Annotated in this window: 29 protein-coding genes and 1 tRNA gene; 16 read left to right on the top strand and 14 right to left on the bottom strand. The window is 64.5% G+C overall.

Annotated features, from left to right (window positions below):
- Nucleotides 1-128 precede the first annotated feature (128 nt).
- The 3 genes from K5R33_RS17040 to K5R33_RS17030 are packed head-to-tail and all read right to left on the bottom strand — an operon-like array spanning nucleotide 129 to nucleotide 3955.
- Nucleotides 129-1715 carry a heme biosynthesis protein HemY gene (locus K5R33_RS17040; protein WP_220750284.1) on the bottom strand — a complete coding sequence of 529 codons (1587 nt, stop codon included), beginning with the start codon at nucleotides 1713-1715 and terminating at the stop codon, nucleotides 129-131.
- 9 nt (nucleotides 1716-1724) lie between these two features.
- Nucleotides 1725-3191: a COG4223 family protein gene (locus tag K5R33_RS17035; protein ID WP_220750283.1), complete on the bottom strand. Its 1467-nt coding sequence runs from the start codon at nucleotides 3189-3191 to the stop codon at nucleotides 1725-1727.
- A gap of 56 nt (nucleotides 3192-3247) precedes the next feature.
- The gene (locus K5R33_RS17030; protein ID WP_220750282.1) at nucleotides 3248-3955 is read right to left on the bottom strand and encodes a uroporphyrinogen-III synthase; all 708 of its coding nucleotides are present in this window, start codon (nucleotides 3953-3955) and stop codon (nucleotides 3248-3250) included.
- 56 nt (nucleotides 3956-4011) lie between these two features.
- Between K5R33_RS17030 and tsaD the strand changes: the two genes are divergently transcribed.
- The 6 genes from tsaD (at nucleotide 4012) to pyrF (ending at nucleotide 8007) form a co-directional block, all read left to right on the top strand.
- Nucleotides 4012-5094 carry a tRNA (adenosine(37)-N6)-threonylcarbamoyltransferase complex transferase subunit TsaD gene (gene tsaD, locus K5R33_RS17025; protein ID WP_220750281.1) on the top strand — a complete coding sequence of 361 codons (1083 nt, stop codon included), beginning with the start codon at nucleotides 4012-4014 and terminating at the stop codon, nucleotides 5092-5094.
- On the top strand, nucleotides 5091-6050 hold the full coding sequence (locus K5R33_RS17020; protein ID WP_220750280.1) for an NAD(P)H-dependent glycerol-3-phosphate dehydrogenase: 960 nt from the start codon (nucleotides 5091-5093) through the stop codon (nucleotides 6048-6050). Before tsaD ends, K5R33_RS17020 begins: the two co-directional genes overlap by 4 nt.
- Nucleotides 6047-6322 (top strand): YciI family protein, encoded by a 276-nt coding sequence (locus K5R33_RS17015; protein WP_220750279.1) that lies wholly within the window; start codon nucleotides 6047-6049, stop codon nucleotides 6320-6322. The genes K5R33_RS17020 and K5R33_RS17015 overlap by 4 nt, the downstream gene beginning before the upstream one ends.
- A complete protein-coding gene (locus tag K5R33_RS17010; protein WP_220750278.1) occupies nucleotides 6319-6738 on the top strand; it encodes an EVE domain-containing protein in 420 nt (139 codons plus the stop codon). Before K5R33_RS17015 ends, K5R33_RS17010 begins: the two co-directional genes overlap by 4 nt.
- A 129-nt stretch (nucleotides 6739-6867) precedes the next feature.
- On the top strand, nucleotides 6868-7065 hold the full coding sequence (locus K5R33_RS17005; protein WP_220750277.1) for a hypothetical protein: 198 nt from the start codon (nucleotides 6868-6870) through the stop codon (nucleotides 7063-7065).
- 231 nt (nucleotides 7066-7296) lie between these two features.
- Nucleotides 7297-8007, top strand: coding sequence for an orotidine-5'-phosphate decarboxylase (gene pyrF / locus K5R33_RS17000; protein ID WP_220750276.1), 711 nt, complete (start codon nucleotides 7297-7299; stop codon nucleotides 8005-8007).
- A gap of 7 nt (nucleotides 8008-8014) precedes the next feature.
- Here the strand turns inward: pyrF and K5R33_RS16995 are convergent, their stop codons facing one another.
- The 4 genes from K5R33_RS16995 to K5R33_RS16980 form a co-directional block, all read right to left on the bottom strand.
- On the bottom strand, nucleotides 8015-8230 hold the full coding sequence (locus tag K5R33_RS16995; RefSeq protein WP_220750275.1) for a hypothetical protein: 216 nt from the start codon (nucleotides 8228-8230) through the stop codon (nucleotides 8015-8017).
- A 60-nt stretch (nucleotides 8231-8290) separates the two neighbouring features.
- The gene (locus K5R33_RS16990; protein WP_220750274.1) at nucleotides 8291-8584 is read right to left on the bottom strand and encodes an NfeD family protein; all 294 of its coding nucleotides are present in this window, start codon (nucleotides 8582-8584) and stop codon (nucleotides 8291-8293) included.
- Nucleotides 8581-9477 (bottom strand): SPFH domain-containing protein, encoded by an 897-nt coding sequence (locus K5R33_RS16985; RefSeq protein WP_220750273.1) that lies wholly within the window; start codon nucleotides 9475-9477, stop codon nucleotides 8581-8583. Before K5R33_RS16985 ends, K5R33_RS16990 begins: the two co-directional genes overlap by 4 nt.
- 123 nt (nucleotides 9478-9600) lie before the next feature.
- Nucleotides 9601-9822 carry a hypothetical protein gene (locus tag K5R33_RS16980; RefSeq protein ID WP_220750272.1) on the bottom strand — a complete coding sequence of 74 codons (222 nt, stop codon included), beginning with the start codon at nucleotides 9820-9822 and terminating at the stop codon, nucleotides 9601-9603.
- A 180-nt stretch (nucleotides 9823-10002) separates the two neighbouring features.
- On the opposite strand from K5R33_RS16980, the gene K5R33_RS16975 reads away from it, so the two are divergent.
- Nucleotides 10003-11256, top strand: a complete 1254-nt coding sequence (locus tag K5R33_RS16975; RefSeq protein ID WP_220750271.1) for a DNA polymerase IV — start codon at nucleotides 10003-10005, stop codon at nucleotides 11254-11256.
- Between the two features lie 9 nt (nucleotides 11257-11265).
- On the opposite strand, the gene K5R33_RS16970 is transcribed toward K5R33_RS16975, so the two are convergent.
- A complete protein-coding gene (locus K5R33_RS16970; RefSeq protein ID WP_220750270.1) occupies nucleotides 11266-12132 on the bottom strand; it encodes an N-formylglutamate amidohydrolase in 867 nt (288 codons plus the stop codon).
- 135 nt (nucleotides 12133-12267) lie between these two features.
- Here K5R33_RS16970 and K5R33_RS16965 point away from each other — a divergent pair.
- The 3 genes from K5R33_RS16965 (at nucleotide 12268) to K5R33_RS16955 (ending at nucleotide 13181) form a co-directional block, all read left to right on the top strand.
- Nucleotides 12268-12342 (top strand) — tRNA-Val (locus tag K5R33_RS16965).
- A 152-nt stretch (nucleotides 12343-12494) separates the two neighbouring features.
- Entirely contained in the window at nucleotides 12495-12620 is a 126-nt protein-coding gene (gene ykgO, locus K5R33_RS16960; RefSeq protein ID WP_008231708.1) for a type B 50S ribosomal protein L36, read from the top strand.
- 123 nt (nucleotides 12621-12743) lie between these two features.
- Entirely contained in the window at nucleotides 12744-13181 is a 438-nt protein-coding gene (locus tag K5R33_RS16955; RefSeq protein WP_220750269.1) for a MarR family winged helix-turn-helix transcriptional regulator, read from the top strand.
- On the opposite strand, the gene K5R33_RS16950 is transcribed toward K5R33_RS16955, so the two are convergent.
- On the bottom strand, nucleotides 13178-13834 hold the full coding sequence (locus K5R33_RS16950; RefSeq protein ID WP_220750268.1) for a peroxiredoxin: 657 nt from the start codon (nucleotides 13832-13834) through the stop codon (nucleotides 13178-13180). The genes K5R33_RS16955 and K5R33_RS16950 overlap by 4 nt on opposite strands.
- Before the next feature lie 57 nt (nucleotides 13835-13891).
- Entirely contained in the window at nucleotides 13892-14662 is a 771-nt protein-coding gene (locus K5R33_RS16945) for an AraC family transcriptional regulator (protein WP_220750267.1), read from the bottom strand.
- Between the two features lie 66 nt (nucleotides 14663-14728).
- Between K5R33_RS16945 and K5R33_RS16940 the strand changes: the two genes are divergently transcribed.
- Nucleotides 14729-15331 (top strand): pyridoxamine 5'-phosphate oxidase family protein, encoded by a 603-nt coding sequence (locus tag K5R33_RS16940; RefSeq protein WP_220750266.1) that lies wholly within the window; start codon nucleotides 14729-14731, stop codon nucleotides 15329-15331.
- A 14-nt stretch (nucleotides 15332-15345) separates the two neighbouring features.
- Here K5R33_RS16940 and K5R33_RS16935 read toward each other — a convergent pair whose 3' ends face one another.
- Together K5R33_RS16935 and K5R33_RS16930 are read right to left on the bottom strand one after the other, a co-directional pair.
- Nucleotides 15346-15999, bottom strand: coding sequence for an RluA family pseudouridine synthase (locus tag K5R33_RS16935; protein ID WP_220750265.1), 654 nt, complete (start codon nucleotides 15997-15999; stop codon nucleotides 15346-15348).
- A gap of 50 nt (nucleotides 16000-16049) precedes the next feature.
- On the bottom strand, nucleotides 16050-16247 hold the full coding sequence (locus tag K5R33_RS16930) for a hypothetical protein (RefSeq protein ID WP_220750264.1): 198 nt from the start codon (nucleotides 16245-16247) through the stop codon (nucleotides 16050-16052).
- A gap of 76 nt (nucleotides 16248-16323) precedes the next feature.
- Between K5R33_RS16930 and K5R33_RS16925 the strand changes: the two genes are divergently transcribed.
- The gene (locus K5R33_RS16925) at nucleotides 16324-16794 is read left to right on the top strand and encodes a CreA family protein (RefSeq protein WP_220750263.1); all 471 of its coding nucleotides are present in this window, start codon (nucleotides 16324-16326) and stop codon (nucleotides 16792-16794) included.
- A gap of 16 nt (nucleotides 16795-16810) precedes the next feature.
- On the opposite strand, the gene K5R33_RS16920 is transcribed toward K5R33_RS16925, so the two are convergent.
- Together K5R33_RS16920 and K5R33_RS16915 are read right to left on the bottom strand one after the other, a co-directional pair.
- Complete coding sequence (locus K5R33_RS16920) at nucleotides 16811-17470, bottom strand: ChrR family anti-sigma-E factor (RefSeq protein ID WP_220750262.1); 660 nt, start codon at nucleotides 17468-17470, stop codon at nucleotides 16811-16813.
- Nucleotides 17471-17493: 23 nt separating this feature from the next.
- The gene (locus tag K5R33_RS16915; protein ID WP_255576498.1) at nucleotides 17494-18069 is read right to left on the bottom strand and encodes a sigma-70 family RNA polymerase sigma factor; all 576 of its coding nucleotides are present in this window, start codon (nucleotides 18067-18069) and stop codon (nucleotides 17494-17496) included.
- Between the two features lie 224 nt (nucleotides 18070-18293).
- Here K5R33_RS16915 and K5R33_RS16910 point away from each other — a divergent pair, with 224 nt between their 5' ends.
- Genes K5R33_RS16910 through K5R33_RS16895 form a run of 4 tightly spaced genes read left to right on the top strand, consistent with a single transcriptional unit; the run spans nucleotide 18294 to nucleotide 22323 of the window.
- Entirely contained in the window at nucleotides 18294-19592 is a 1299-nt protein-coding gene (locus K5R33_RS16910; RefSeq protein WP_220750261.1) for an NAD(P)/FAD-dependent oxidoreductase, read from the top strand.
- The gene (locus tag K5R33_RS16905; RefSeq protein WP_220750260.1) at nucleotides 19589-20353 is read left to right on the top strand and encodes a DUF1365 domain-containing protein; all 765 of its coding nucleotides are present in this window, start codon (nucleotides 19589-19591) and stop codon (nucleotides 20351-20353) included. Before K5R33_RS16910 ends, K5R33_RS16905 begins: the two co-directional genes overlap by 4 nt.
- Before the next feature lies 1 nt (nucleotide 20354).
- Nucleotides 20355-21590 carry an MFS transporter gene (locus K5R33_RS16900; protein WP_220750259.1) on the top strand — a complete coding sequence of 412 codons (1236 nt, stop codon included), beginning with the start codon at nucleotides 20355-20357 and terminating at the stop codon, nucleotides 21588-21590.
- Nucleotides 21583-22323 (top strand): SDR family NAD(P)-dependent oxidoreductase, encoded by a 741-nt coding sequence (locus tag K5R33_RS16895; RefSeq protein ID WP_220750258.1) that lies wholly within the window; start codon nucleotides 21583-21585, stop codon nucleotides 22321-22323. Before K5R33_RS16900 ends, K5R33_RS16895 begins: the two co-directional genes overlap by 8 nt.
- Nucleotides 22324-22353 lie beyond the last annotated feature (30 nt).

The following is a 22353-nucleotide window of genomic DNA, read 5'->3' as shown; positions in this document are numbered from 1 at the left end:
TAACAGGGGAACGGGGCCGTTGCCAGCCCCGATTTCACCAGATGTCGGATAACCGTTGGGACAACATTGATCCCGTCGGTCATACCGGACAGATCGGCGAGCCACCCACCCGCTGACGCGAGGCTGACCTACCCCCGCGATGCCGCAGAGGAGGCCTCCTCGCGCGGGGCGGCCTCAGACGTGTCCTCGGCCACGGGCACAGCGACCGGTTCGGTGACGTCGCGCGTGGTGCCCACCACATCCGGGTCCACGATTGTCTCGGTGGCTTCGACGGTCACCTCTTCGACGACTGGCTCGACCGTGTCGGCCTCGGGCTCCTCCTCGTCGGCGACCGGTCCCCCGATCAGCAACGGCAGCATCGCCGACGGCAACGCGGAGGTCGGCGACGTCGCTTGGGATGCCTCCGTCCACTTCAGGCTGTCGAATGCCTCGCAGGAGGTACAGACGGGCACCCACTCCTCATGGACCGTGCCGCAGTTCTCGCAGACCCACTGCGGCCCGCGCGAGGCGCCAAGCGCCTTGGCCAGCCAGCCGCGAACAACCGCTTCCGGCGCGCCTTCGCCCCGCTCGATGGCGGCCATCAAGGTCAGCGACCGTGCCACCGGGTGGGTTTCCGCCAGAGTGCCAAGGGCCCGCCGTGCGCCGGGGAAATCCTCGGCGGCCAAATGCAACTCGGTCTCCAGCATTTTGGTTTCCGGCGCATTGGGCACAATCTTTAGCAACGCTTGGAACCGACGTAGGCGCGCGTCGGGTGTTTCATCCGGCTCAATCGCGGCGAAGGCTGCGGCCAGATCGGGGTGCTGGGTCGTCTGCCACGCCGCTTTGATGACTTTGGCGGCGCGGCGCTTTTCGTTCGCCTCGACCAACAGACGCGCGGCCAGCACGGCAGCAGGGACCAACTGCGGCGACAGGCGGTTGGCCTCCAGCGCTTCGGCACGGGCCTTGTCCGCGGATCCACCGGCGGCAATCTGCGCCCGCGCATCGGCCAGGCACAACACCGCCTCGCGGCGCTTGTACACATCCTTGGGCAAGGCGCCGGTCTTGACCTTGGCGGACAGGACCTTGCGCGCACCATCCCAATTGGCGTCCCGCGCCTGCAAACGCAGCAGCGTGTCCTGGGTCTCGATGTTCTTCGGCTTCAGGGCAAAGGCCTTTTCGGCCAGCTTCATCGCCGTATCCGTGTCGCCCTCTTCCAACTTCTGACGCATCAGACCGCGCACGCCGACAAAACGGCTGCGGTCGTGTTGGACAAGGGATTTCCAGGCCTCGGTCGCGCGGGCCTTGTCGCCCACTGCCTCAGCGGCCTGGGCCACCAGCAGCGTCGTCACCTCGGGGCGGTTGAGGTACTTCTCGGCCTTTTGGGCCTTGGTCGCCGCTTCGCGGGCCTCCCCCGCCGCGAGGGCCATCAACGATTCGCTCAGGGCATCGTAGCCGCGCCGTTCCCGGATCCGGTCCGAGTAGCGGCTGAACGCGGTATCATCGCCGTTGATGAACTTGAGCGTCGCGACGATCAGGCCAGCCAGCTTGAAGGCGACATACAGCGCCACCACGGCAATCAAAGCACCGATTATGAGTTGTAGCGGTGTCAGAACGAACTCGCTGCCATCCAAGCGCACGATAACGTCCCCGGACACGGCCAACACAGCCTGAACACCAAAGGCGAGGGCAATGACAAGCGCCACGAACAGGAGGATCTTGAAGAGCGACCAAAGCATGACGGATCCTCACTCAGTCTCAAAATAGTCTTGAACGGCGGCCTGCGCGGCCACCAGGGTCTCAGCTTGGGCCGTCCAATCGGCCAAGGGCGCACTGGCCTCGGCTGGCAGCGCGGCAATCTCGTCCAGAGCCGTCTGAACATCGCCCGCGCGCACGGCGGCCTCGGCACGGCTCAGCACGGCATCTGCGCTGGTGCCCTCTTGCGGCTCCAGCGACCGGGCGCCGGTCTGGCGGCGCAGGAACGCTGTGATCGGGTTGCCGTCAACCGGCTCCACCCGCCGCGCTTCGGTCAAGGCGGCCCGTGCGGCCTCGGGGAAGGCATCCGCGAGGGTTCGGGCCGTGGCCACACCGGTTTCGGCGTTGGCTGTCAAAACCTCAGGGGCATCGCCCAGAACGGCCAGCGGCTCCGCAAACGGTGCGCCGCTGTCGATGGCGATCTTGAGCTGGTTGCGGGCCGCTTCGCGGGCCAAGTCTTCGGCCGTGGCTTCGACGGCCTGGGTTTCGTCGCGGAGCGCATCCAACCGCGCCTCAACCTCGGCAACCCGGTCAGACAGGTCAGGGCCTGGCTGCGGCAGAGCATCTATCCGCGCCTCTAGCGCCGACAGGGCCTCTGGCAGGTCCTCAAGCTCGGCGAGGCCCGCTTCGATCCCGGACAGATCAATCACCGCAGGGGCCGCAGCCACGTCCCCATCGCTCGATGCTGGGACGACAGTCAGTCCGTCGACACGGGCCGTCAAAGCATCCAAGCGGGCCGAAAGATCGGCCTGCGCCGCCTCCAATGCCCCAAGGTCAACGGCCTCGGGCACCTCTATGGCAGCCACCTCAGCCTCCAACGCGGCGATGCGACCATCATCACCCGATGCGTCCGACGCGGTGAACAAGGGAATGGCATATCCGATGGCACCCGCGATCAAGCCGCCCAGCACCAGCGGAACAAACCCGGGGCCACGCTTTTCGATCACTTGGGGTGCCGGAGTAGGAGCGAGCACAGGCGACGGCGATCCGACCGGTTCCTGCTCCGCCTGGGGCGGAGCGGTCTGGTCGTCGTCGCGGGATGCCTCGGCATCCGCGTCTTGATCAGGCTGCGCTTCGGCATCCGACGGCGCCTCTACGTCTGCGTCTTTGGTCTCGGCTGGGTCGGCTTCGACAGTGTCGTCGGGTAGATCCGCTGGCGGCGTGTCTTCGGTCGCACCGCCTTCGGGGGTGACCTCTTCGGGCGTGGAGGCCTCACCCTCGGAGGCAGCCTCGGTCCCGGCATCGGACCCATCGAGCGCGTTCGCTTGATCCTCTGTCGGTGGGCTGTCAGGCACGGATTGGTCTTCACCACCGGCCTCTGACACGATGATGGCATCTTCGACGGTGGCCGTATCTTCAGCGACGTCTTCGGGCGGTGTCTCAACGGCGGTCGTGTCGACCTCCTGCTGGTCCACGTCCGGTTTCGATGTTCGGGTATTCTTCTTTGACTTGCGCGCCAACGCGTTCCCTCCGACTCGCAACATCCGGGGGCAGGACCCGGGCAGGCGCCTTACACCTAAAGCGAACGCGGCTGCCCCTCAACCGCCGATCCACCGAGTACGACCATGATCGCGTCTCGCATGGCAGATCCGTCCGGTCTGCGAGCAATCGGCGCGGAAATTGGCAAGGGATCGACAACCGCCTGGCTGAGACCGATTGCCTGGACATGGGGCCACGCCTCGGGGGGACAGGCCTGGGCAAAGAGCGTCGCCGTCCTGGGCGAATAAAGCGGGACGACAATCGGCGCTGACAGGGCCGCTTTAGCAGCCGGGCTCAGGGGCAGAGGGTCTTGGTGATACAGAACGGCGCTGTCGGCGATCAGACCCCGTGCGCGCAGATCAGCAGCAAAATCGCCCCGTTGGACCGCGCCCCGCAGGTGCAGCAGGGCGGGCGCACCGTCGGGAATGTCTTTGGCCAGGGCCGCTGCCGTGGGCGCCACACCCTGCACGGCAAGCCCCGCCTGTCGTGCAGACGCAGCGGTCCGTGGACCCACACACCATGTGGGTAGCCCCCCGGCCCCGCCCAGTGCACGATAGGCCGCAACGCCGTGGGTCGAGGTAAACACCAAAGCCCCTGGCACCTCCGGCAAATGCGACGCGTAGCGGATCGCCAACAGCGGCGACACGATGACCTGCGCGCCCTTGCCGCGAAGCCATTGGGCCAACCGCTCCGACGCGGCGGCGGGGCGGGTCAAGAGAACGGGCGGCGCGCCTTCGGGCAACATTGTCACCCTCCTTGGCGACGGATAGACGGTGCAGAAACTGTGGATCCCATTCCCCCATGGCACAAGACCTGACCCTTCTGGGCCTCGAAAGCTCTTGCGATGATACCGCTGCTGCCGTGGTGCGCGGGGACGCGAGCGGCTCTGCGCACATCCTATCGAATGTCGTGCTTGGTCAGTCTGAGCTCCATGCGGCGTTCGGTGGTGTTGTGCCCGAAATCGCCGCCCGGGCCCATGCAGAGAAGATCGACATCGCCGTGGAGGCGGCATTGGCCGAAGCGGGCCTCGACCTATCGGCCTGCGATGCCATAGCCGTCACCGCCGGTCCCGGTCTGATCGGCGGCGTTATGGCCGCCGTGATGTGCGCCAAGGGCTTGGCGCTGGCCACGGGCCTGCCCCTGGTGGGGGTAAACCACCTGGCGGGGCATGCGTTGACGCCGCGACTGACCGACGGCACGGCCTATCCCTATCTGATGCTGCTGGTGTCGGGCGGCCATTGTCAGTTTCTGCGGGTAGACGGGCCGCAGGCCTTTACCAGGTTGGGGGGAACGATCGACGACGCCCCTGGCGAGGCCTTCGATAAGGTCGCGCGCCTTCTGGGCTTGGCACAACCCGGCGGCCCGGCGGTCGAGGCCTGCGCGAAAGACGGGGACCGCGCCCATCCCCTGCCCCGACCTTTGCTGGACCGACCCGGCATGGATCTGTCTTTCTCTGGCCTCAAGACAGCCGTGTTGCGCGCGCGGGATACCCTCATTGCGGCCCATGGGGGGCTGCCGAGGGCGGCCCGTGCGGACCTGTGTCTGGGCTTTCAATCGGCCGTCCGGGATGTGCTGGCCGAAAAGACGCGCCGGGCGCTGGCCGCCTGCCCCGATGTTTCGACGCTGGCGGTGGCGGGTGGTGTTGCCGCCAACGGCGCGCTCCGGTCGGCCCTGCAAGACGTGGCGACGGAGGCTGGCGTCACATTTACCGCGCCGCCGTTGGCCCTGTGTACGGACAACGCAGCCATGATCGCCTGGGCCGGGCTAGAGGCCTTTGCCGCAGGGGCGCGGGATGATCTGAGCCTAACGCCCAGACCCCGCTGGCCCTTGGACACAGCGTCGGCGCCGATGCTCGGCTCCGGCAAGCGCGGGGCCAAAGCATGATCGGTGTCGTTGGGGCTGGAGCGTTCGGGACCGCCTTGGCGATCACCCTCGCCGCGCGCAGCGAGGTCCGGTTGTGGGCCCGGTCGGACGCCGCAGTGGCCCGGATGCAGACACACCGCGACGCCCCGCGCCTGCCTGGAGTGACCCTGCCCGAAACGGTCCAACCAACGTCGTCGCTCGCGGACCTGCGAGGGGCGACGCTTTTGGTCTTGGCCGTGCCCATGCAGAGCCTGGGCGCCTTGTTGCCGCTGATCGCGCCCCTGTCCCCGGGCGCGACTGTGGCGGCTTGTAAGGGCATCGACCTGGCCACCCTAACGGGGCCGACGACGGTGATCGGCGCCCATCTGCCGGAGGTGCCCGCCGCTGTCCTGTCCGGGCCCAGCTTTGCGAAGGACATCGCAGGGGGCCTGCCGACCGCATTGGCACTCGGTTGCGCGGATGATGGCGTCGGAGCCAGCCTACAGGCGGCCCTATCGACACCCACGCTGCGGCTCTATCGAACGACGGATACCATGGGGGTCGAACTGGGCGGGGCGCTAAAGAACGTGATCGCGATTGCCTGTGGGGCCGCCATGGGCGCCGGTCTGGGCGAATCGGCCCGCGCGGCCTTGATGACCCGCGGCATGGCCGAAATGATGCGCCTCGCGACGTGTCTGGGTGCACGGGCGGAGACACTCATGGGGTTGTCGGGCCTGGGCGACTTGGCGCTGACCTGCGCCTCGCCCGCGTCACGGAACTATGCCCTGGGCCAGGCCATTGGCGCCGGTACGCCCCGCCCAGCCGCCACGACCGAAGGCGTTGCCACCGCGACGGCGGCCCTGGCGCTCGCCCGCAAACATGGCCTAGACCTGCCGGTGACCGCTGCGACCGTGGCCCTTGTCGCCGGAGATCTGACGGTCGAAAACGCCATGGCGGACCTGTTGGCCCGCGACCTCACAACGGAAGATGCCCGATGATGCACGCGCTGATCTGCACCGACAAACCCGGTCACTTGGACGTCCGCAAAGCCAACCGCGCGGCCCATGTGGACTACCTGAAGGCCGATGCCCACGTCGTGCAGGCCGGGCCCTTCGTGAATGCCTCGGGTGAGATGTGTGGCTCCCTCATTCTATTTGACACGGACGACCGCGCCCACGTAGAGGCCTTCGCCGCGTCGGACCCCTATGCCAAGGCGGGCCTGTTCGAAGACGTCCGGATCGAAGCCTGGAACCGCGTGATCGGTGGATGAGATACTGGCTGTTCAAATCCGAACCCAGCGTCTGGTCTTGGCAGGATCAGGTGGCCAAGGGCGAGGTCGGAGAGGAATGGGACGGCGTCCGCAATTACCAGGCCCGCAACCTCATGCGGGACATGCGTCTCGGCGACCGGGGGTTCTTCTACCATAGCCAAGGGGAAAAGGCGGTGGTCGGGATCGTGGAGGTCTGCGCCGAATCCCATCCTGACAGCACCACGGACGACAGCCGGTGGGACTGCGTGGATATCCGGGCCGTTCGGCCGTTTGCCCAGCCCGTGACGCTGGCGGAGATCAAGGGCCGCGACGATTTGGCTGAGATGGTCCTCGTGCGCAACAGCCGCCTGTCCGTGCAACCGGTCACGGCCGCTGAATGGGCCCTGATCTGCGAAATGGGACAGACCGAGCCATAGTTTACGAACTCTTAGGCTCCGGTCCGCTAGGCTCTGACAAGGCTGAGGGGGGAACCGCCCGCGTCGGTCGATCCGGTCACTGGAACCACCCCGCGCGGCGGCGCGTTAGCGTTCCGGAAGGAGCGTGCAATGACAGTCCGCCCGATCATTTACATCGAACACATTCGCCACGATCCCATGGCGGGAACCTTGTCCGGCACAGCGGTCCGTCGAAGGCCCAACGGGGAGGTGATCCGACAGCACATGCAGCTCCGCATTGCGCAGCCGATCCGGACCCATGATGAGGCGGTGCGACGGCTGACGCGGGCCGCAACCGCTGACTGTTAACCCCGCGCTGCGCCATTCTTTGGCCGTGAACGTCAGGGGCTTGCTCAAAGCCCCATTGATATCGGCAAGAGCGGTTGAGAGCCGATGCGCGCCTCCGCGTTAGCGGAGGGTAACCCAAGTTGCGACACGGCAAAGGCGGGCCCGGTCGCGGCGGTCGGCATGCAACATCCCTAGACAATCGCGGGCCGGACCCATAGGCCCCGCTCCATCCATTGTCGCGAGGAAAATCCCATGTCCGATGACCGTTTGATCGTCGCGCTAGATGTGGCGGATGCGCTGACCGGTTTGCAGGTCGCCGACCGCCTGGGCGAGGCCGTCTCCTTCTACAAGATCGGCTTGGGGATGCTGACGGGGGGCGGGCTGGCCCTTGCGAATGAGCTGAAGGCCGACCACGGGAAGCGCATTTTCCTCGACATGAAGCTGTTCGATATCGGGAACACTGTCGAAGCGGCGGTGCGTGGCCTGTCCCGCTTCGACCTGGATTTCTTGACCGTGCATGGCGACCCCCATGTGGTCCGTGCCGCGGCCCAGGCCAAGGGCGATATGAAGATCCTCGGGGTCACGATCCTAACCTCGCTCGACCGCCAGGACCTGGACGAGGGTCTGATCGTCGCCGGGGATATCCCCGATCTCGTGACCACGCGCGCGGCCCGCGCGTTGGAGGCCGGGGCGGACGGCGTAATCTGTTCCCCGCAGGAGGCCGCGCTCATCCGCGCCCTGCCCGAGGCGGACGGTAAGCTGATTGTGACACCGGGCGTGCGTCCGGTCGGATCGGATCTGGGCGATCAGAAGCGGGTGATGACCCCGGCAGAGGCGATCCGCGCCGGGGCGGATCATGTGGTCGTCGGGCGCCCGATCACGCGGGCCCCGGATGCGCGCGAGGCGGCGCAGGCCATTTTGGCGGAACTGTCATCCGACCAGGCGAGACGACCAAACCACTAGACCCGCGTCAGTCCAGCGGATCGACCCGTTCCAGCCCATCGGCAGAGGGCAAGGTCACCTGAAAATCGTCGTCTACGGCAGGGCCTTCGTTGGTCAGGGCCACCAAGTTCGGAAAGACGAACAGCACCAGCAGGCCACCAAGGACAATGGCGACGGCCAGACCGATGTAATACCTGCCTTTACTGGCATTGGGCACGGGGGCGTCGTTGGGTTCGGAAACCATCGTTTTCTCCTGCACGGTTGTGCAGGGACAACGGGCAACCCGCGCCTCAGTTCCTGGCGATCAGTCGTTTACATCCTTGTCGAAGGTCTGGGCCGACGTCCCAGGGGCGCCAAAACCCGCGCGCAGGGCCAGCCAAGCGACCAGGGACACAATCGCGAAGATCAGAAACAGGACCGCTGCGCCATAGCCGCCCGATATGGCAACCAGACCGCCAAGGACCCCGGTCGCGAGGCCCAACGCCACAAGGCCGGCGCCGATGGCGAAGCCCAGTAAGATGAAGCCCGGCGCCAAGACCTCCAACACACCGAGGATCAAAGCCGCGATGCCCCAGGCCCACCAGGCCGTCCAAATCATTGGCCACGGCCCTTCAACATCTTAAACGCCTCACCAAAGGCATCCAACGCAGAGGCAGGGACCACGACCGTCTGGGATCCGCTGGTGCCGCCCAGCGCCTTGAGTGCTTCGACCTGTTTGAGCGCGACTTGGTATTGCGCAGCCTCCAGCCCGTTGTCGGCAATGGCACGGGCCACGACCTCCGTCGCGTAGGCTTCGGCGTCGGCGGCGATGCGGCGGGCCTTGGCGGTCTGCTCGGCGGCGTACAGCTCCGCATCGGCGTTCAACTCAACGGCCCGCTTTGCGCCTTCGGCCTCGGTCACCTGCGCGCGGCGCGCCCGCTCTGCGTTCAACTGCTGCAGCATGGCATCGCGGGTCGCATTGTCCAGGTTCACGTCCAGGATCTCCGCCCGCGTGACCTCGATCCCCCAGTCGTCGACGGCGTCTTCGACCTGGGCTTTGATCTTGTGAATTAATTGGGCGCGGTTGGACTGCACCTCATCCAGCTCCATCATGCCGATCTCGGCCCGGACGATACCAGCGACCGTCGTAGCGATGGCAGCATCCACGTCGCGGATACGGTAAACCGTCCGCTCCGGCTGCAGGATGCGATAGAAAACGGAGGTTTCCACCTGCACCAGCACGTTGTCCCGCGTGATGGCGTCTTGGCTGGCGTTGGGCAGCTGCCGCTCCAGAATGGAGACCTTGTGGGCCACCCGGTCAAGAAAGGGGACGATCAGGTTGATCCCCGGGCCAAGCACGCTGCGCAGGCGTCCAAACCGTTCGACCACGAATTTGTCCGACTGGGGCACGATGCGCACGGCCATCAAAATGCAGACGATCACAAAGATCGCCAGCGCGATGATCACTGCGTTCTGACCCGCAAACGCGAGAAGGTCTGCTTGAATGTCCATGGTCGGGCCCTTTGTCGGTCACGCCTCAACATGTAGGGCGACCACGAAGGTGGCGCAACGCTGGCACAGGTCTGCCCCGGATGGCCCCAAGGGGGGAGAGACCACCCGGAACGGGCGCCCGGATTACTCCGTGACGATGGGGGCCTCTGGGGCGACGGGCGCTTCGGTGCCCGCGGGGGCCTCCGCCCCGGCTGGGGCGCCATCGCCCCCGTCGGAGCCGCCGCCAGAGAACATCAACAGGCCAAGCACGATCAACAGGGCGACGACGACCAGGACGATAATGCCGGTTCGGCCTCTGCTGCTTTCGTCGACCATGGCGTGGTGCGGTTGGTGAGGGTCAGTCATGGGATCCTCCTACGGAAGGGTTGGGATGACCCAATCGGGCACGAAACGAGACAGCGAAACCACCGGGGATCCGAGGTGGCGTGAGAACGAGCCGCGCCCTGCCGATCACAGCGAAACACCTCGGCAAGCGCCCGCCAGCGGCAGGTTTCAGCCGATGGGACGACGGGTTAGACTGCTTACATGTCGTCGTTGTGCCGCCAGTGCCTGCATACATTTACCTCTGCGCGCCGCTGTCCCGCCTGTGGCAGCCCGCGCGTTACACGCCATGACGAATTGCTGGATCTGTCCATCGCCCACATGGATTGCGACGCCTTCTATGCGTCGGTGGAAAAGCGGGACCGCCCCGAACTGGCGGACAAGCCGGTCATCATCGGCGGGGGGCGGCGCGGGGTCGTCTCCACGTGTTGCTATGTCGCGCGGGTGCGAGGCGTGCGCTCAGCCATGCCGATGTTCAAGGCGTTGGAACTCTGCCCCGAAGCGGTGGTGCTGAAGGGGCGTATGTCGCTCTATGTTGAGGTGTCACGGCAGGTCCGTGCCCTAATGGAGGAGTTGACCCCCGCCATTGAGCCCCTCTCCCTGGACGAAGCCTTCTTGGACCTGACCGGCACCACACGGCTACATGGCCATCCGCCCGCCGTGATGTTGGCCAAGCTCGTCAAACGGATGCAGGAAGAAATCGGGATCACCGGCTCCATTGGGCTGAGCCACAACAAGTTCTTGGCGAAGATTGCGAGCGATCTGGATAAGCCACGGGGGTTCTCCGTCATTGGCCGCGCAGAGACCGAGACGTTTCTGGCGGACAAGCCCGTGGGGATCATCTGGGGGGTCGGCGTCGTCGGGCAGGAGGCGTTGCGCCAAGCGGGCATCCAGACCATCGCGGATCTGCGACGCTGGGACCGGCGCGACCTGGGACACCGCTTCGGCACCATGGGCGACCGCCTTTGGCATCTGGCGCGCGGTCGAGACCGGCGCCCAGTCAGTCGCAACCGCCCCGTCAAGTCGATCTCCAAGGAGACGACGTTTCACGAGGACACCGATGACCAGGACGTCCTGGATGGACACCTATGGCGCCTATCGGAACAGGTCAGTGCCCGTGCTAAAGCTAAGGGCCTGGCGGGCCGCGTCGTCACCCTCAAGCTGAAACGGGCGGATTTCACGACGGTCACGCGGCGCCACGCCCTGTCGGACCCGACGCAGATCGCGGACAAGATCTATCGACAGGCGCGTGCGCTGTTCCAGGGCCTAGACCGGGTGGGGCGCTGTCGTCTGATTGGCGTGGGCCTGTCGGACCTGGTGCCAGAGACGCTGGCCGACCGGTCCGATGACTTGCTGGACCCAGGCGCAGGCAAGCGCGCGGCAGCAGAGCGGGCGACAGATGCCATCCGCGCGCGCTTTGGTGACGATGCGATTCGCAAGGGACGTGCCCTCCGCTGATTTGGCGTGCTATTCTGCCGCCAAGCCCAACTGGCCACGGGACATGTCGCGAATGCGGGCCAGCGCCTCGGTCAGCAGGTTCCGAATGCTGTCGAAACGGTCGTTCGGACGAACGGTCCGCTCATCCATGTAAAGCGCCCGATCAATTTCGATCTGGATCGCGTGACGGCCACGGGCGGGTTTGCCGTAGTGCTGGGTCATATAGGCCCCTGCAAACGGCGTGTTACGCGCAACGCGGAAGCCGAGATCGCGAAAGATCGTCTCGATCCCATCCACCAGGTCCGCATCCGCGGACGACCCGAAACGATCCCCCAGGACGATTTCCGGTGGACCGTTTGGGCCGCCGAGCCCCTCAATGGCTTCGTGGGGCATGGAATGGCAGTCGACCAGAATACTCCGCCCAAATGTCAGGGTCGCGGTATTCAGCAGATCATCAAGCGCCGCATGATAGGGGTGCCAAATCGTGTCGATCCGACGCTGTGCCTCCGCGCGGGAAATCTTACCACGGTAGATGGCACGCCCCTGCGCCACGACTCGGGGGATCACGCCCAGGCCGGAACTTACGCGCGGATTGGCCACCCCACGAGGGACGTCTTGAACAACAGCCGGGTCCAACTCCGTTGGGGCGCGGTTGAGGTCCAGAAATGCGCGGGGCATCTCAGCGGCGAGCACGGGCATCCCAAGGTCAGGCACCCGGGTCAGCAGCAAATCGACATAGGCATCCTCAGAGGAGCGGATCCGATCCTTGTCGAGGACCGACCGGGACAGAAACTCCCAATTGTAGGTACGCCCCGAATGCGGAGAGGCCACAACCACAGGTGCGGCCAACACAGTCGGCCGATACAAGCGGTAGGGCGGTCGGGCGAAGGATGTCATGACATACTCCATGGCAGAAAAACGCCGCCAGAAACAGTGGAAAGCCCTCTTGCAAGGGGTCGTGAAAGGCTCTAAGCACCGCGCACCAACGCACAAGGGCGGATATGAGCGATCGTATCAGTCAATGTGTCGCGGGGGCGATTAGCTCAGCGGTAGAGCACTTCGTTGACATCGAAGGGGTCACTGGTTCGATCCCAGTATCGCCCACCACCGTCCCCTTTCGCAAGAAAGGGTTAGGCGGGGTCCTCTGGCCACAGGCGGCTTCCCTAGGGAAGCTGATGGGTCCACGACCAACCAACCGCCCGCTCGGGCACGAACGCAACCCAAGGCGCATCGCCGCGCCGCGACCGAAGGAACAACCGATGAAGGTTCGCAACTCCCTCCGCTCGCTCAAGCAGCGCCACCGCGATTGCCGGATCGTGCGCCGTAAGGGCCGAGTTTACGTGATCAACAAAACCCAGCGCCGCTTCAAAGCACGCCAGGGCTGATCCACCGGGCATCGCCCGAAGGATTGCAAGAAGACAGGCCGCCCCCAGGGCGGTCTTTGTCATTTCGGGCGGACCCTCAGACCAGATCTTGACGCCCATTCCCCGTCCGGAGAGGGTCGCCCCATGGCAAAAGCACATTCCCCAAAGCAACTGGTTGAGCTGATTGATCGTCTCGCGCCAGCCCTTCTCCGCTTGCAAGGCAGCGGCGCCACGCGCGGGCCGCGTGTGGCGGCCCTGGCGCGTCTGGCCAAGGACGGCCCTGCCACCATGCGCGACTTGGCCACCGAACTCAGCGTGTCACCGCAGGCGATCACCGGGCTTGTGGACGCGCTGGAAGCGGACGGCCTTGTGGGGCGCGAGAAACACCCAACAGACCGCAGAAAAACCGTGATCCGCGTCAGCGACCATGCCGCAGCAACGGCAAAGGCCGCCCGCGCGGCCCGCACGGACGACCTGTCTCGCCTGTTCGACGATATATCAAAAGAGGACCGCGCCGCCTTTGCCCGGGTGGCCGAGACGCTGCTAGACCGCCTCGACCAAGCGCGTAAGGGTTCGGCTTAGGCCGACGGGTCTTTGGTCATCCGCAGGTATGGGAAATGCGTCGTGAAGTCCCCGAACTTCGCCGTCGCATCTTCGTTCGACACCGTCGCGGGAATCACCACATCCTTGCCGTGTTCCCAATTCGCAGGCGCAGCCACGCCATGCTTGGACGCCATCTGCAAGGCGTCTACCGCCCGCAGGATTTCGGCGAAGTTCCGGCCGACGTTCATCGGATAGGTCATCGACAGCTTCAGCTGCTTGTCCGGCCCGATGATATAGACCGAGCGCACCGTCGCCGTGTCGTTGGGCGTGCGACCGTCGGGCAAATAGGCGTCGGCAGGCAGCATGTCATAGGCCTTGGACACGGCCAGCCCCTCGTCGGCGATGATCGGGAAGCCCGCCTTTGCGCCGCCGAAGGTTTCGATGTCACCCTTCCACTTCTTATGATCTTCGACCCCATCGACCGAGATCCCGATGACCTTGACACCGCGCTTGTCCCATTCGTCGGCCAGTTGGGCGACGGCGCCGAATTCAGTGGTGCAAACGGGCGTAAAGTCCTTGGGGTGGCTGAACAGGATGGCCCAGCTGTCACCGATCCAGTCGTGAAACTTGATCGGACCATCGCTGGTGTCGGCTTCGAAATCGGGAACGACTTGGTTGATACGCAGGCTCATGGGCCCCTCCGAGCGTGATGTTACGTTGCGCCTAGTTTAAGGATCGCGTCTTGGGGGTTAAAGGGCCTCTGGCATCAAGCGGCGCATCATGGCGTTGAGGGCCGAGGCGCTACCATAGCCCAGATCATGGGCCACGGCGGCCTTGGGCTGGCCAGCCGCCAACGCCTGCAAAGCCCGCTGCGCGCGTAAACGTTGGCTCCACTGACCAAAGCTCAGGCCGGTCTGATCCCTGAAATTGCGCGTGAATGCCCGGCGACTGAGGCCGATATCGTCCGCCCAGCGGTCGATGTGTGGCGCCTGCGCGGGTTGAGCCATCAGGGCGTCGCACACCCGACGCAGACCACCATCGCGCGGATAGGGAAGCGTCAGGGCAGAGGTTGAGGCGGCGGCCAATTCCATCAGGATCAAAGACGACAGATGGTGCGCGCGGGCAGGCTCGGCCCCCGGCGCTATGGCGCAGAACGCCGCAATCAATTGTGCGAGCAGCGGCCCAACGGAAACGATGCGGCAGGTGTCGAAAACGCTCGAGAGGGCCTCGGGCCGGACGTAGAGCGATTGCAGCCGAACCTTCCCCACAAATCGTGTGCCATGGCCCGTCCCCGCAGGCATCAGCAGGCCGTAACCTGCGGGCACCGCCCAAGACGCCGTCTCCGTCTCCGCCATCATCAAGCCCGTGGTGGCATAGATAACCTGGTGCCGGTCGTGGCTATGCCGTGCCGACACATGGCCATCGGCATAGGTCTTTTGGATGCTGACGATAGCCTCCGCCCGATGGAGAAGCGGCGCCACCGTCGTGCCGCTGGAGCGGAGGTGAGATGATTGGCCCATTTGCGTCGATACTGGCCCCATTGCGCGATCGGGACAAGGTAGACGGCCTGGGAAAGGAGCCCACCCATGCAGACCATCGACGATATTGAAACCCTCGACGCCCTCTATGACATCGTGAACCCGCTCTCACTGGACAAAGTCGCCCAGCGCCTCACGCCGGAGTATCGCCGTTGGATCGAAGGGTCGCGCTTCGTCATCGTCTCGACCGTCGGACCAGAGGGCACGGACGCCAGCCCCCGGGGCGACCTGGGCCCTGTTGCCCACGTGGTGGACCCGCAGACGCTCTGGATTCCCGATTGGCGCGGGAACAACCGTCTGGACACCTTGCGCAACATCGTGCGGGACGGTCGGGTCAGCCTGATGTTCATGGTGCCGGGCAGCAAGATTGTTGTACGGATCAATGGCCGCGCGGTTCTGACTGCGGACACAGAGGTCACCGGCGGGTTTGAACACAAAGGCATCTCTCCGCGCAGCGTTATCGTCGTCACTGTGGCTGAGGTCTATTTCCAATGTCCCAAGGCCCTGATGCGCTCCGAACTCTGGACCGACAGCGACCGAAGCGAAGATGTGCCCAGCGCCGGGGATCTCCTACGTGAGGCGAAAGATGGGTTCGATGGGGACGCCTTCGACGCCGAATACCCCGAATACGCCAAGACGCGCATGTGGTGAGGCGACCAGCGCCGTCAGAAGGGACAGGGCGCCTCTAGCCGCAGCATCCGCTCTTGGGTGGGGTGTTCGAACTTCAGCCCCTCGGCGTGGAGCATCATGCGCGGCCAGTGAGCATGGTCGGTTGAATAAAACGGGTCTCCCAGAATGGGGTGCCCCAAGGACTGCATATGAACCCGCAACTGATGGCTGCGCCCCGTGCGTGGCAACAGACGCATCCGGGTCGTGCCGTCCTCAATGGCCATCCTCTGCCAATCCGTGACCGAAGGCTTCCCGCGCTCGAAGTTCACATGCTGCAACGGACGGTTTGGCCAATCCACGATCAGGGGCAAGTCGATGGTGCCATGATCCTCCGCCACCTGACCGGCCACCCGCGCGATGTACCTCTTTTTGACCCGTTTGGTTTCGAACAGGCGGCCCATTTTGCGTTGCGCGTCTTTGGTGAGGGCAAACACCATGATCCCCGAAGTGTCCCTGTCCAGGCGGTGACACAGCAAAACCTCGGGCCAATCCGCTTGCAGGCGGTTTAGCAGGCAATCGGCCAGATGCGCGCCGCGACCCGGGACGGACAAGAGACCCTGGGGCTTATCGACGACGAGGATGTCATCGTCTTGGTAGACCACCGGGATAGGTCCCTGTGGCGGATCATAGGGCGTGCTCACATCAGACATGGGCGCGCCCTACCCCGGACGGGGCGCAGAGACCAGGGCAGCCACTGTGCCTATCGCATGCGCCACAGCCGTCGGATGGCCCAGATCGTCGTTCCGCCAAAGAACGCTCCGGCAATGCCAACGACCTCAATGGCCGCGATCCCGCCCACCCCACGCAGCCCGACCGCAAGGCCGAGAATGACCAATCCCACCAATGAGATCCCCAAGTAGAGCTGCGTTTCGCGTCGTGTTGGCCCGTAGTCTTTCATGGCTGTCCCTCCGATGCATGTCGCCCCATGATATGGGTCGATGGAACAGGATGGCCCGAACGGGTATTATCCTCCTATGAAACACATCGCACTTGCCGCCGCCGTCTCGACCCTTTGCGCCAGTCCCGCTCTGCCCGAGCAGGTTGGCGAAGTTGGGGTCGATTGGGTCGGAAACGACATCATCATCGAGGCCATTTCAGACCCCAAGGTCGAAGGCGTCACCTGCCACATCGCCTATTTTGAGCGATCCCTGATTGACCGCCTCTCCCAGGGCAGCTGGTTCGAAGACCCCTCGAATGCCTCCATCGCCTGCCGCCAGACCGGCCCGATCACCGTGGGCGATATCGACACCTCAGAGGATGGTGAGCAGGTCTTTCGCGAAAGCCGTTCGATCATCCTGAAATCCTTGCGGATCAAGCGGATCTTCGATGACGCGAACCAAACGCTCATCTACCTGGTGCATTCCCAGGAATTGACAGAAGGGTCCGCCAAGATGTCCATCTCGACGGTCCCCCTGTATGGTGCGGAGAGGATCAGGGCGGAGTGATCCGCGCCTCCGGGCCTCAGATGTTGAGGAACTTCTGCGCGATCCGCGGCAGCAACCCGTTAAATCGCAGGGGGGCATCCGTCACCACCAGGCAAATACAATCATCGCCTAGATCGGCGGTCGGCATATGCTCCACGTCGTCGTCGGCGATCTCGATATCACCGCGACCGTAGCGACGCTCCCCATCCAGGAAGGCCCCCTTCAACACGAGCGTGACCTCGGTCCCATGGTGGCCATGGTCGGGCATCGCTTGACCTGCAGGAATACTGAGAAGACGCGCGGTTGCGCCGTCTTCGGGCGCACCGATGGCGATCTGACGGACACCCATGCCCATGTTGCGCCACCGCAGGCTGTCCACGTCGCCACCCAGCGCCTCGCGCAGGGGTTGAGGCAAAACGGCGTCCACGCGTGGCGTGATATGGTCGATGTGAACGGTGGGTTCAGGGGCGGTTCCGGCGATGCGGTTCATGATGGCGTCGAAAGAGCCGCAATCGACTTCGGCGGTCTCACCTTCGTCCATAAGGGCACCGCCCATGGCTTCGTAGCCGGACAGGCGCGCGCGGGCGTCATCGTCCAGCGACACGGCGGTCGCCACCATCAGGTCATACGCCTCGGGCAAAAGACCCGCTGCGTACCCCATCAATAGCTCATCGCTAATTGGATGCGTAACAGTCATTCCTACGTCTTGTCCCATGTTTGCTATTGCCGCGCAGCGCCTTGGACGTCTGAATCCATGGTGTATCGCAACCGGTCTATCGCCAGCCTGATACGCGACTTTATTGTCCCCAGCGGCAGCCCCGTCTCTGCCGCGATTTCGCTATGTGAAAGATCGCCGTAAAACGCCCTTTCGATTAACTCCCGTTGCTTTGGCGGTAACTGCGCCACCGCTTCAGCTAGGCGTCGTGTGTCGTCTCTCAAGGCCAAAACGTCCGCCTGCTCCGGCTCTGGTTGTGGACCCCAGGGCAAATCTTCAGGCTCAGGACGTTTGGCTTTGCGGATCAGGTCGATCTTGCGATTGCGTGCAATTGTGAAAAGCCACGTCGCAACGGTCGCCCGAGTCGGGTCGTAAAGGTGGGCTTTTCGCCAGAGCGTGACCATCACGTCTTGCATGCAATCCTCCGCCACACTGGGGGTCAAACCAGTGCGGATCAAAAACGCCTTCACACGCGGCCCGTAGTGACTGAACAACTCCTCGAACGCGTCCCGGTCCTTTTTGGACCCGACGGCAACGAGCAAGGCAGTCCAGTAAGCCTCGTCTTTGGTGTCGTACGTCACGCCACTCTCCACTCCGAGGTCAGCGCGGGGGATCCCGCGATTTCGGACCTTACAGCACAGAGGCGCGTTTTGTCTAACTCTGCGTGGGTTACGGCCCATCCCGACGCTTGGATCACATTGTCGCGCATCGATGGCCGACAGAAGGCGCGGGACCTTCGGATGATCCGCTGTTAGGCCCAAGACGTACTCTTACATGACGCTCACCAAATTGGACTGACCCAGCCGTGCCATTTGAACTTTCTTCGCCGTCCCCCCGCCGTATCGCGGTGGTGGGCGGCGGCATCAGCGGTCTGGCCGCTGCCCATGCCCTGTCGCGAACCGCTTCTGTCACCTTGATTGAGGCTGAGCCGCGGTTGGGCGGCCACGCGCGGACCATCATGGCGGGCAAGCGCGGCGACCAACCTGTCGACACTGGCTTCATCGTGTTCAACAAGGTGAATTACCCAAACCTGACACGATTGTTCGAAGAGCTGTCCGTCCCAATCGCAGACAGCGATATGTCTTTCGCGGCCTCCTTCGGGAATGGCGCGCTGGAATACAGCACGCAAACGATCGACACGATGTTTGCCCAGCGCGGAAACCTGGTGAAGCCTCAGTTTCTGCGCATGGTGCGGGACATTCTGCGATGGAACGCCAAGGCGGCGGATGCTGCGCGGGATACCTCCCTGAGCCTTCGCGACTTTCTGGATGAGATGGGATTGGGGCAATCCTTCCGCGACTGGTACCTCGGCCCCATATCGGGCGCGATCTGGTCCACACCGTCCCAGGACGTGATGGATTTTCCTGCAGCGGCAATGGTGAAGTTCTTCGCCAACCATCACCTCTTATCCGCCTCCGGTCAGCATCAGTGGTACACGGTTGAGGGCGGCTCCACCGCCTATGTCAGCCGTTTGGAAGCTCACCTACGGAACGCGGGCGTCGATATCCGTCTCGGCTCGCCGGTCAAAGGCATCCGCCGCACGACCTCCGGCCCTGAGGTCAAACTCACCGGGGGCGACTGGGAATTCTTCGACGACGTTATCCTGGCGACCCATTCAGATGACAGCCTCGCCCTGCTGAGCGACCCAAGCGCCGAAGAACAAGCGTTGTTGGGCAACATCCGGTATCAACCGAACACGGCCATCACCCATTGCGATGCCGGGTTGATGCCCAAACGGCGCAAAGTCTGGGCCGCCTGGAACTATGCCGAGCCGGGCGGCACGAAGCCGGACCACATTGGCCTGACCTATTGGATGAACCGTCTGCAACCGATCCCCCAAGACGATCCCCTGTTTGTCACGCTCAACCCACAAACCCCTATCCGGGAGGAGGCGATCTACGACCAAGTCGCCTTCCGCCACCCGGTCTATGATCTCGCCATGATGGAGGCTGTGGCCAAGCTGCGGGACATCAACGGCACGCGCAACACTTGGTTCTGTGGCGCCTGGATGCACAATGGGTTCCACGAAGACGGCTTCCGCAGCGCCCTGGACGTGGTCGCGCGACTGGAGCGGGACCGCAGCCTGTCCGTTGCCGCCGAATGAGCGTGGTGGAACACATACCGGGACGCACCTTTCATGGACGTGATGGCGAAGGTGTCCGCAACGCCTTTAGCTACGGCGTCGATTACGTGGTGCTCGACCCCGAGGACGCAGCCCCGCGCCTGCCACGACTGTTTTCCCGAAACGGCCGGAACCTGGCGTCCCTGCACGACCGCGACCATGGTGGTGCGCGCGGGGACGGGCGAGGCGCCGCCTGGGTGCGGGACACGCTGAGAGACCATCAAATCACGGTGGCACCCGGTCGGCTGTTGCTGCTGGCGCAACCACGGGTCCTGGGTCACGTGTTCAACCCGGTCAGCTTTTGGCTCTGCCACGATGCAGAAGACCGCCTGCGCGTGGTCATCGCGGAGGTGAACAACACCTTCGGCGACCGCCACAGCTATCTGTGTCATGCGGATGACTTCGCGCCGATTACCCCGCAGATGACGTTGTCGGCCAAAAAGATCTTCCACGTCTCGCCGTTCCAGCCGGTCACGGGCGCCTATGCTTTCCGCTTCGACGTTTCGGCGGAACGGATCGGGATCTGGATCGAATACACCCACGGGGATGCCCGGCTGTTGGCAACGCTGGCTGGACCGCGCAAGCCCCTGACCAGTCGAGGCTTGCTTGGCGCTGCCCTGCGCCGTCCCTTCGGGTCGCGCCGGGTTTTGGCGCTGATCCATTGGCAGGCGCTCAAACTCTGGTGGAAAGGCGCCACCTTCCGGTCGCGTCCCCAGCCGCCCGCCTCCGAGGTCTCGCGCTGATATGGGACAGGGCTTGCCGCGCTACGCAGCCTTCGCGGCGGTCCTCGCGGCGGCGGGCCTGCCGATCTACATCCATGCGCCGAAGTTCTATGTGGACAGCTATGGGGTGACCCTGACGCAACTCACATTTGCACTGTTCCTCCTTCGGCTTTTGGACGTGGTACAAGACCCGCTTTTGGCCCGCCTGTCCGCGATGACGGCCTCAGTCCGTGGACCGATGGCCTGGGGGGCGGGGGCGATCATGGCGCTCGCCATGCTGGGTCTGTTCGCCATGGAGCCTCTATTACCCCCCATTTGGTGGTTCGCGGTTACCTTAGCCGCCCTGTTCAGCGGGTTCAGTTTTCTGACCATCTGCTTCTACGCCCAGGGCGTTGCCAAAGCCGCCGCCATGGGGGACGGCCATGTGCGTCTTGCCAGTTGGCGGGAAACCGGTGCCCTAACGGGGGTCTGTCTTGCGGCAGCCCTGCCCGCTTTGCTGGCGCCCACGGGCGCGCCTTTCGCACTCTATGCGGTGATCTTTGCGGCAGCAGCCTTGCTCGCCCTCTGGGCAATGGCCCCGGAATGGAGCGGTCGCGGCACGCCACCCGCCGCCACGGGCTTGGGCTTGGTGCTGGGCGACCCGCCCGCGCGCCGGTTGCTGCTGATCGCCTTGGCGAATGCGACCCCTGTGGCAGTATCGTCCACGCTCTTTTTGTTTTTTGTCGAGGACCGCTTAGACAATGCCCCGGCTGCGGGCCCGCTGCTACTGGTCTTCTTCCTGTCAGCGGCCGCTGCAGCCCCCCTCTGGGGCCGCGCAGCCGCAAGATGGGGGGCTTGGCGCGTGCTGATGGCCGCCATGGTCCTGGCTATGGTGGTCTATGCCTGGGCGCTGACCTTGGGCGCGGGGGACACCTGGCTCTTTGCCCTGATCTGCATCGGCTCCGGTGCGGCCGTGGGCGCGGATCTCACGCTGTTGCCCGCGCTTTTCGCCCGCCGGATGGAGGTCATCGCCCCCGGCGCCGCCGATGGCTTTGGACTTTGGAACTTCGTCAACAAGATCACCTTGGCCTTTGCGGCCGTGACGCTGTTCCCGATCCTGGAGGCGAGCGGCTTCGCCTCGGGAACCGAGAACGCCCCTCGCGCGCTTACCACACTCACCCTGCTCTACGCCGGTGTGCCGCTGGGGCTAAAGGCTCTGGCCTTGGCGCTGCTGGCCCGATCGGGGCGCGATTTGAAACAGGAGACTTCCCATGCGTAACTGGACCGGCAAGCGATACTGGATCGTTGGGGCCTCCGAAGGGCTTGGCGCGGCCCTCGCGCGCAAAATCAGTGCCGCGGGCGCCGAGGTCATCCTCAGCGCGCGCAGCACAGACAAACTGCAAGAGCTTGCCGCCGACATGCCAGGCCAGACCGAGGTCGTCCCCGTCGATGTCTCCTCGCTCGAAAGCGTTACAGAGGCCGCCGAGGCCGTGGGCAAAATCGACGGCATGGTGTTCCTCGCCGGTGTCTACTGGCCGCAAAAGGCCCAAGACTGGGACGCCGAACAGGTCGAGGCCATGTGCGACATCAATTTCACCGGGTGCGCCCGCGTGGTTGGCGCGATCATTGGCGACATGGTGGCGCGGGACGAGGGGCACATCGTGTTGACCGGATCGCTCTCGGGATTTCGCGGGCTGCCGGGGGCAACGGGCTACGGCGCGTCCAAAGCCGGTGTGATGTGGCTGGCCGAGGGGATGTACGCAGATCTTCGCAAGACGGGCGTCACCGTCCAGGTCGCGAACCCTGGCTTCATCAAGACGCGGCTCACCGAGAAGAACGATTTCGACATGCCATTCCTGATGGAGCCCGAAGAGGCCGCGCAGGAGATGTTCGAACTGATGTGCACAGACGGGTTCAAGCGCAGCTTTCCCACCGTCTTTTCCTGGCTGTTCCGGGGCGGCCAGTTCCTGCCCGACGGGCTGTGGTACGGACTGTTCGCCCGCAAAGGGTAACACCCTGGGGCGGCGCCGGGCCTCTGACCG

Source organism: Jannaschia pagri (assembly GCF_019655435.1).
GTDB lineage: Bacteria > Pseudomonadota > Alphaproteobacteria > Rhodobacterales > Rhodobacteraceae > Jannaschia > Jannaschia pagri.
Note: the sequence above shows the minus strand (reverse complement) of the source record. Positions and strands in the feature narration are given on the sequence as shown.

Bases quoted from the DNA above. Each gene is read 5' to 3' on its own strand.
- K5R33_RS16980 (WP_220750272.1), bottom strand. From the start codon at position 9,822: ATGACTGACCCTCACCAACCGCACCACGCCATGGTCGACGAAAGCAGC.
- K5R33_RS16895 (WP_220750258.1), top strand. From the start codon at position 21,583: ATGCGTAACTGGACCGGCAAGCGATACTGGATCGTTGGGGCCTCCGAA.
- K5R33_RS16995 (WP_220750275.1), bottom strand. From the start codon at position 8,230: ATGGTTTCCGAACCCAACGACGCCCCCGTGCCCAATGCCAGTAAAGGC.
- K5R33_RS16925 (WP_220750263.1), top strand. From the start codon at position 16,324: ATGAAACACATCGCACTTGCCGCCGCCGTCTCGACCCTTTGCGCCAGT.
- K5R33_RS16930 (WP_220750264.1), bottom strand. From the start codon at position 16,247: ATGAAAGACTACGGGCCAACACGACGCGAAACGCAGCTCTACTTGGGG.
- K5R33_RS16975 (WP_220750271.1), top strand. From the start codon at position 10,003: ATGTCGTCGTTGTGCCGCCAGTGCCTGCATACATTTACCTCTGCGCGC.
- tsaD (WP_220750281.1), top strand. From the start codon at position 4,012: ATGGCACAAGACCTGACCCTTCTGGGCCTCGAAAGCTCTTGCGATGAT.
- K5R33_RS16950 (WP_220750268.1), bottom strand. From the start codon at position 13,834: ATGAGCCTGCGTATCAACCAAGTCGTTCCCGATTTCGAAGCCGACACC.
- K5R33_RS16945 (WP_220750267.1), bottom strand. From the start codon at position 14,662: ATGGGCCAATCATCTCACCTCCGCTCCAGCGGCACGACGGTGGCGCCG.
- K5R33_RS16970 (WP_220750270.1), bottom strand. From the start codon at position 12,132: ATGACATCCTTCGCCCGACCGCCCTACCGCTTGTATCGGCCGACTGTG.
- K5R33_RS17015 (WP_220750279.1), top strand. From the start codon at position 6,047: ATGATGCACGCGCTGATCTGCACCGACAAACCCGGTCACTTGGACGTC.
- K5R33_RS16990 (WP_220750274.1), bottom strand. From the start codon at position 8,584: ATGATTTGGACGGCCTGGTGGGCCTGGGGCATCGCGGCTTTGATCCTC.
- K5R33_RS16920 (WP_220750262.1), bottom strand. From the start codon at position 17,470: ATGACTGTTACGCATCCAATTAGCGATGAGCTATTGATGGGGTACGCA.
- K5R33_RS16900 (WP_220750259.1), top strand. From the start codon at position 20,355: ATGGGACAGGGCTTGCCGCGCTACGCAGCCTTCGCGGCGGTCCTCGCG.
- K5R33_RS17005 (WP_220750277.1), top strand. From the start codon at position 6,868: ATGACAGTCCGCCCGATCATTTACATCGAACACATTCGCCACGATCCC.
- K5R33_RS16905 (WP_220750260.1), top strand. From the start codon at position 19,589: ATGAGCGTGGTGGAACACATACCGGGACGCACCTTTCATGGACGTGAT.
- K5R33_RS16955 (WP_220750269.1), top strand. From the start codon at position 12,744: ATGGCAAAAGCACATTCCCCAAAGCAACTGGTTGAGCTGATTGATCGT.
- K5R33_RS17010 (WP_220750278.1), top strand. From the start codon at position 6,319: ATGAGATACTGGCTGTTCAAATCCGAACCCAGCGTCTGGTCTTGGCAG.
- pyrF (WP_220750276.1), top strand. From the start codon at position 7,297: ATGTCCGATGACCGTTTGATCGTCGCGCTAGATGTGGCGGATGCGCTG.
- K5R33_RS17040 (WP_220750284.1), bottom strand. From the start codon at position 1,715: ATGCTTTGGTCGCTCTTCAAGATCCTCCTGTTCGTGGCGCTTGTCATT.
- ykgO (WP_008231708.1), top strand. From the start codon at position 12,495: ATGAAGGTTCGCAACTCCCTCCGCTCGCTCAAGCAGCGCCACCGCGAT.
- K5R33_RS16985 (WP_220750273.1), bottom strand. From the start codon at position 9,477: ATGGACATTCAAGCAGACCTTCTCGCGTTTGCGGGTCAGAACGCAGTG.
- K5R33_RS16935 (WP_220750265.1), bottom strand. From the start codon at position 15,999: ATGTCTGATGTGAGCACGCCCTATGATCCGCCACAGGGACCTATCCCG.
- K5R33_RS17020 (WP_220750280.1), top strand. From the start codon at position 5,091: ATGATCGGTGTCGTTGGGGCTGGAGCGTTCGGGACCGCCTTGGCGATC.
- K5R33_RS16940 (WP_220750266.1), top strand. From the start codon at position 14,729: ATGCAGACCATCGACGATATTGAAACCCTCGACGCCCTCTATGACATC.
- K5R33_RS17030 (WP_220750282.1), bottom strand. From the start codon at position 3,955: ATGTTGCCCGAAGGCGCGCCGCCCGTTCTCTTGACCCGCCCCGCCGCC.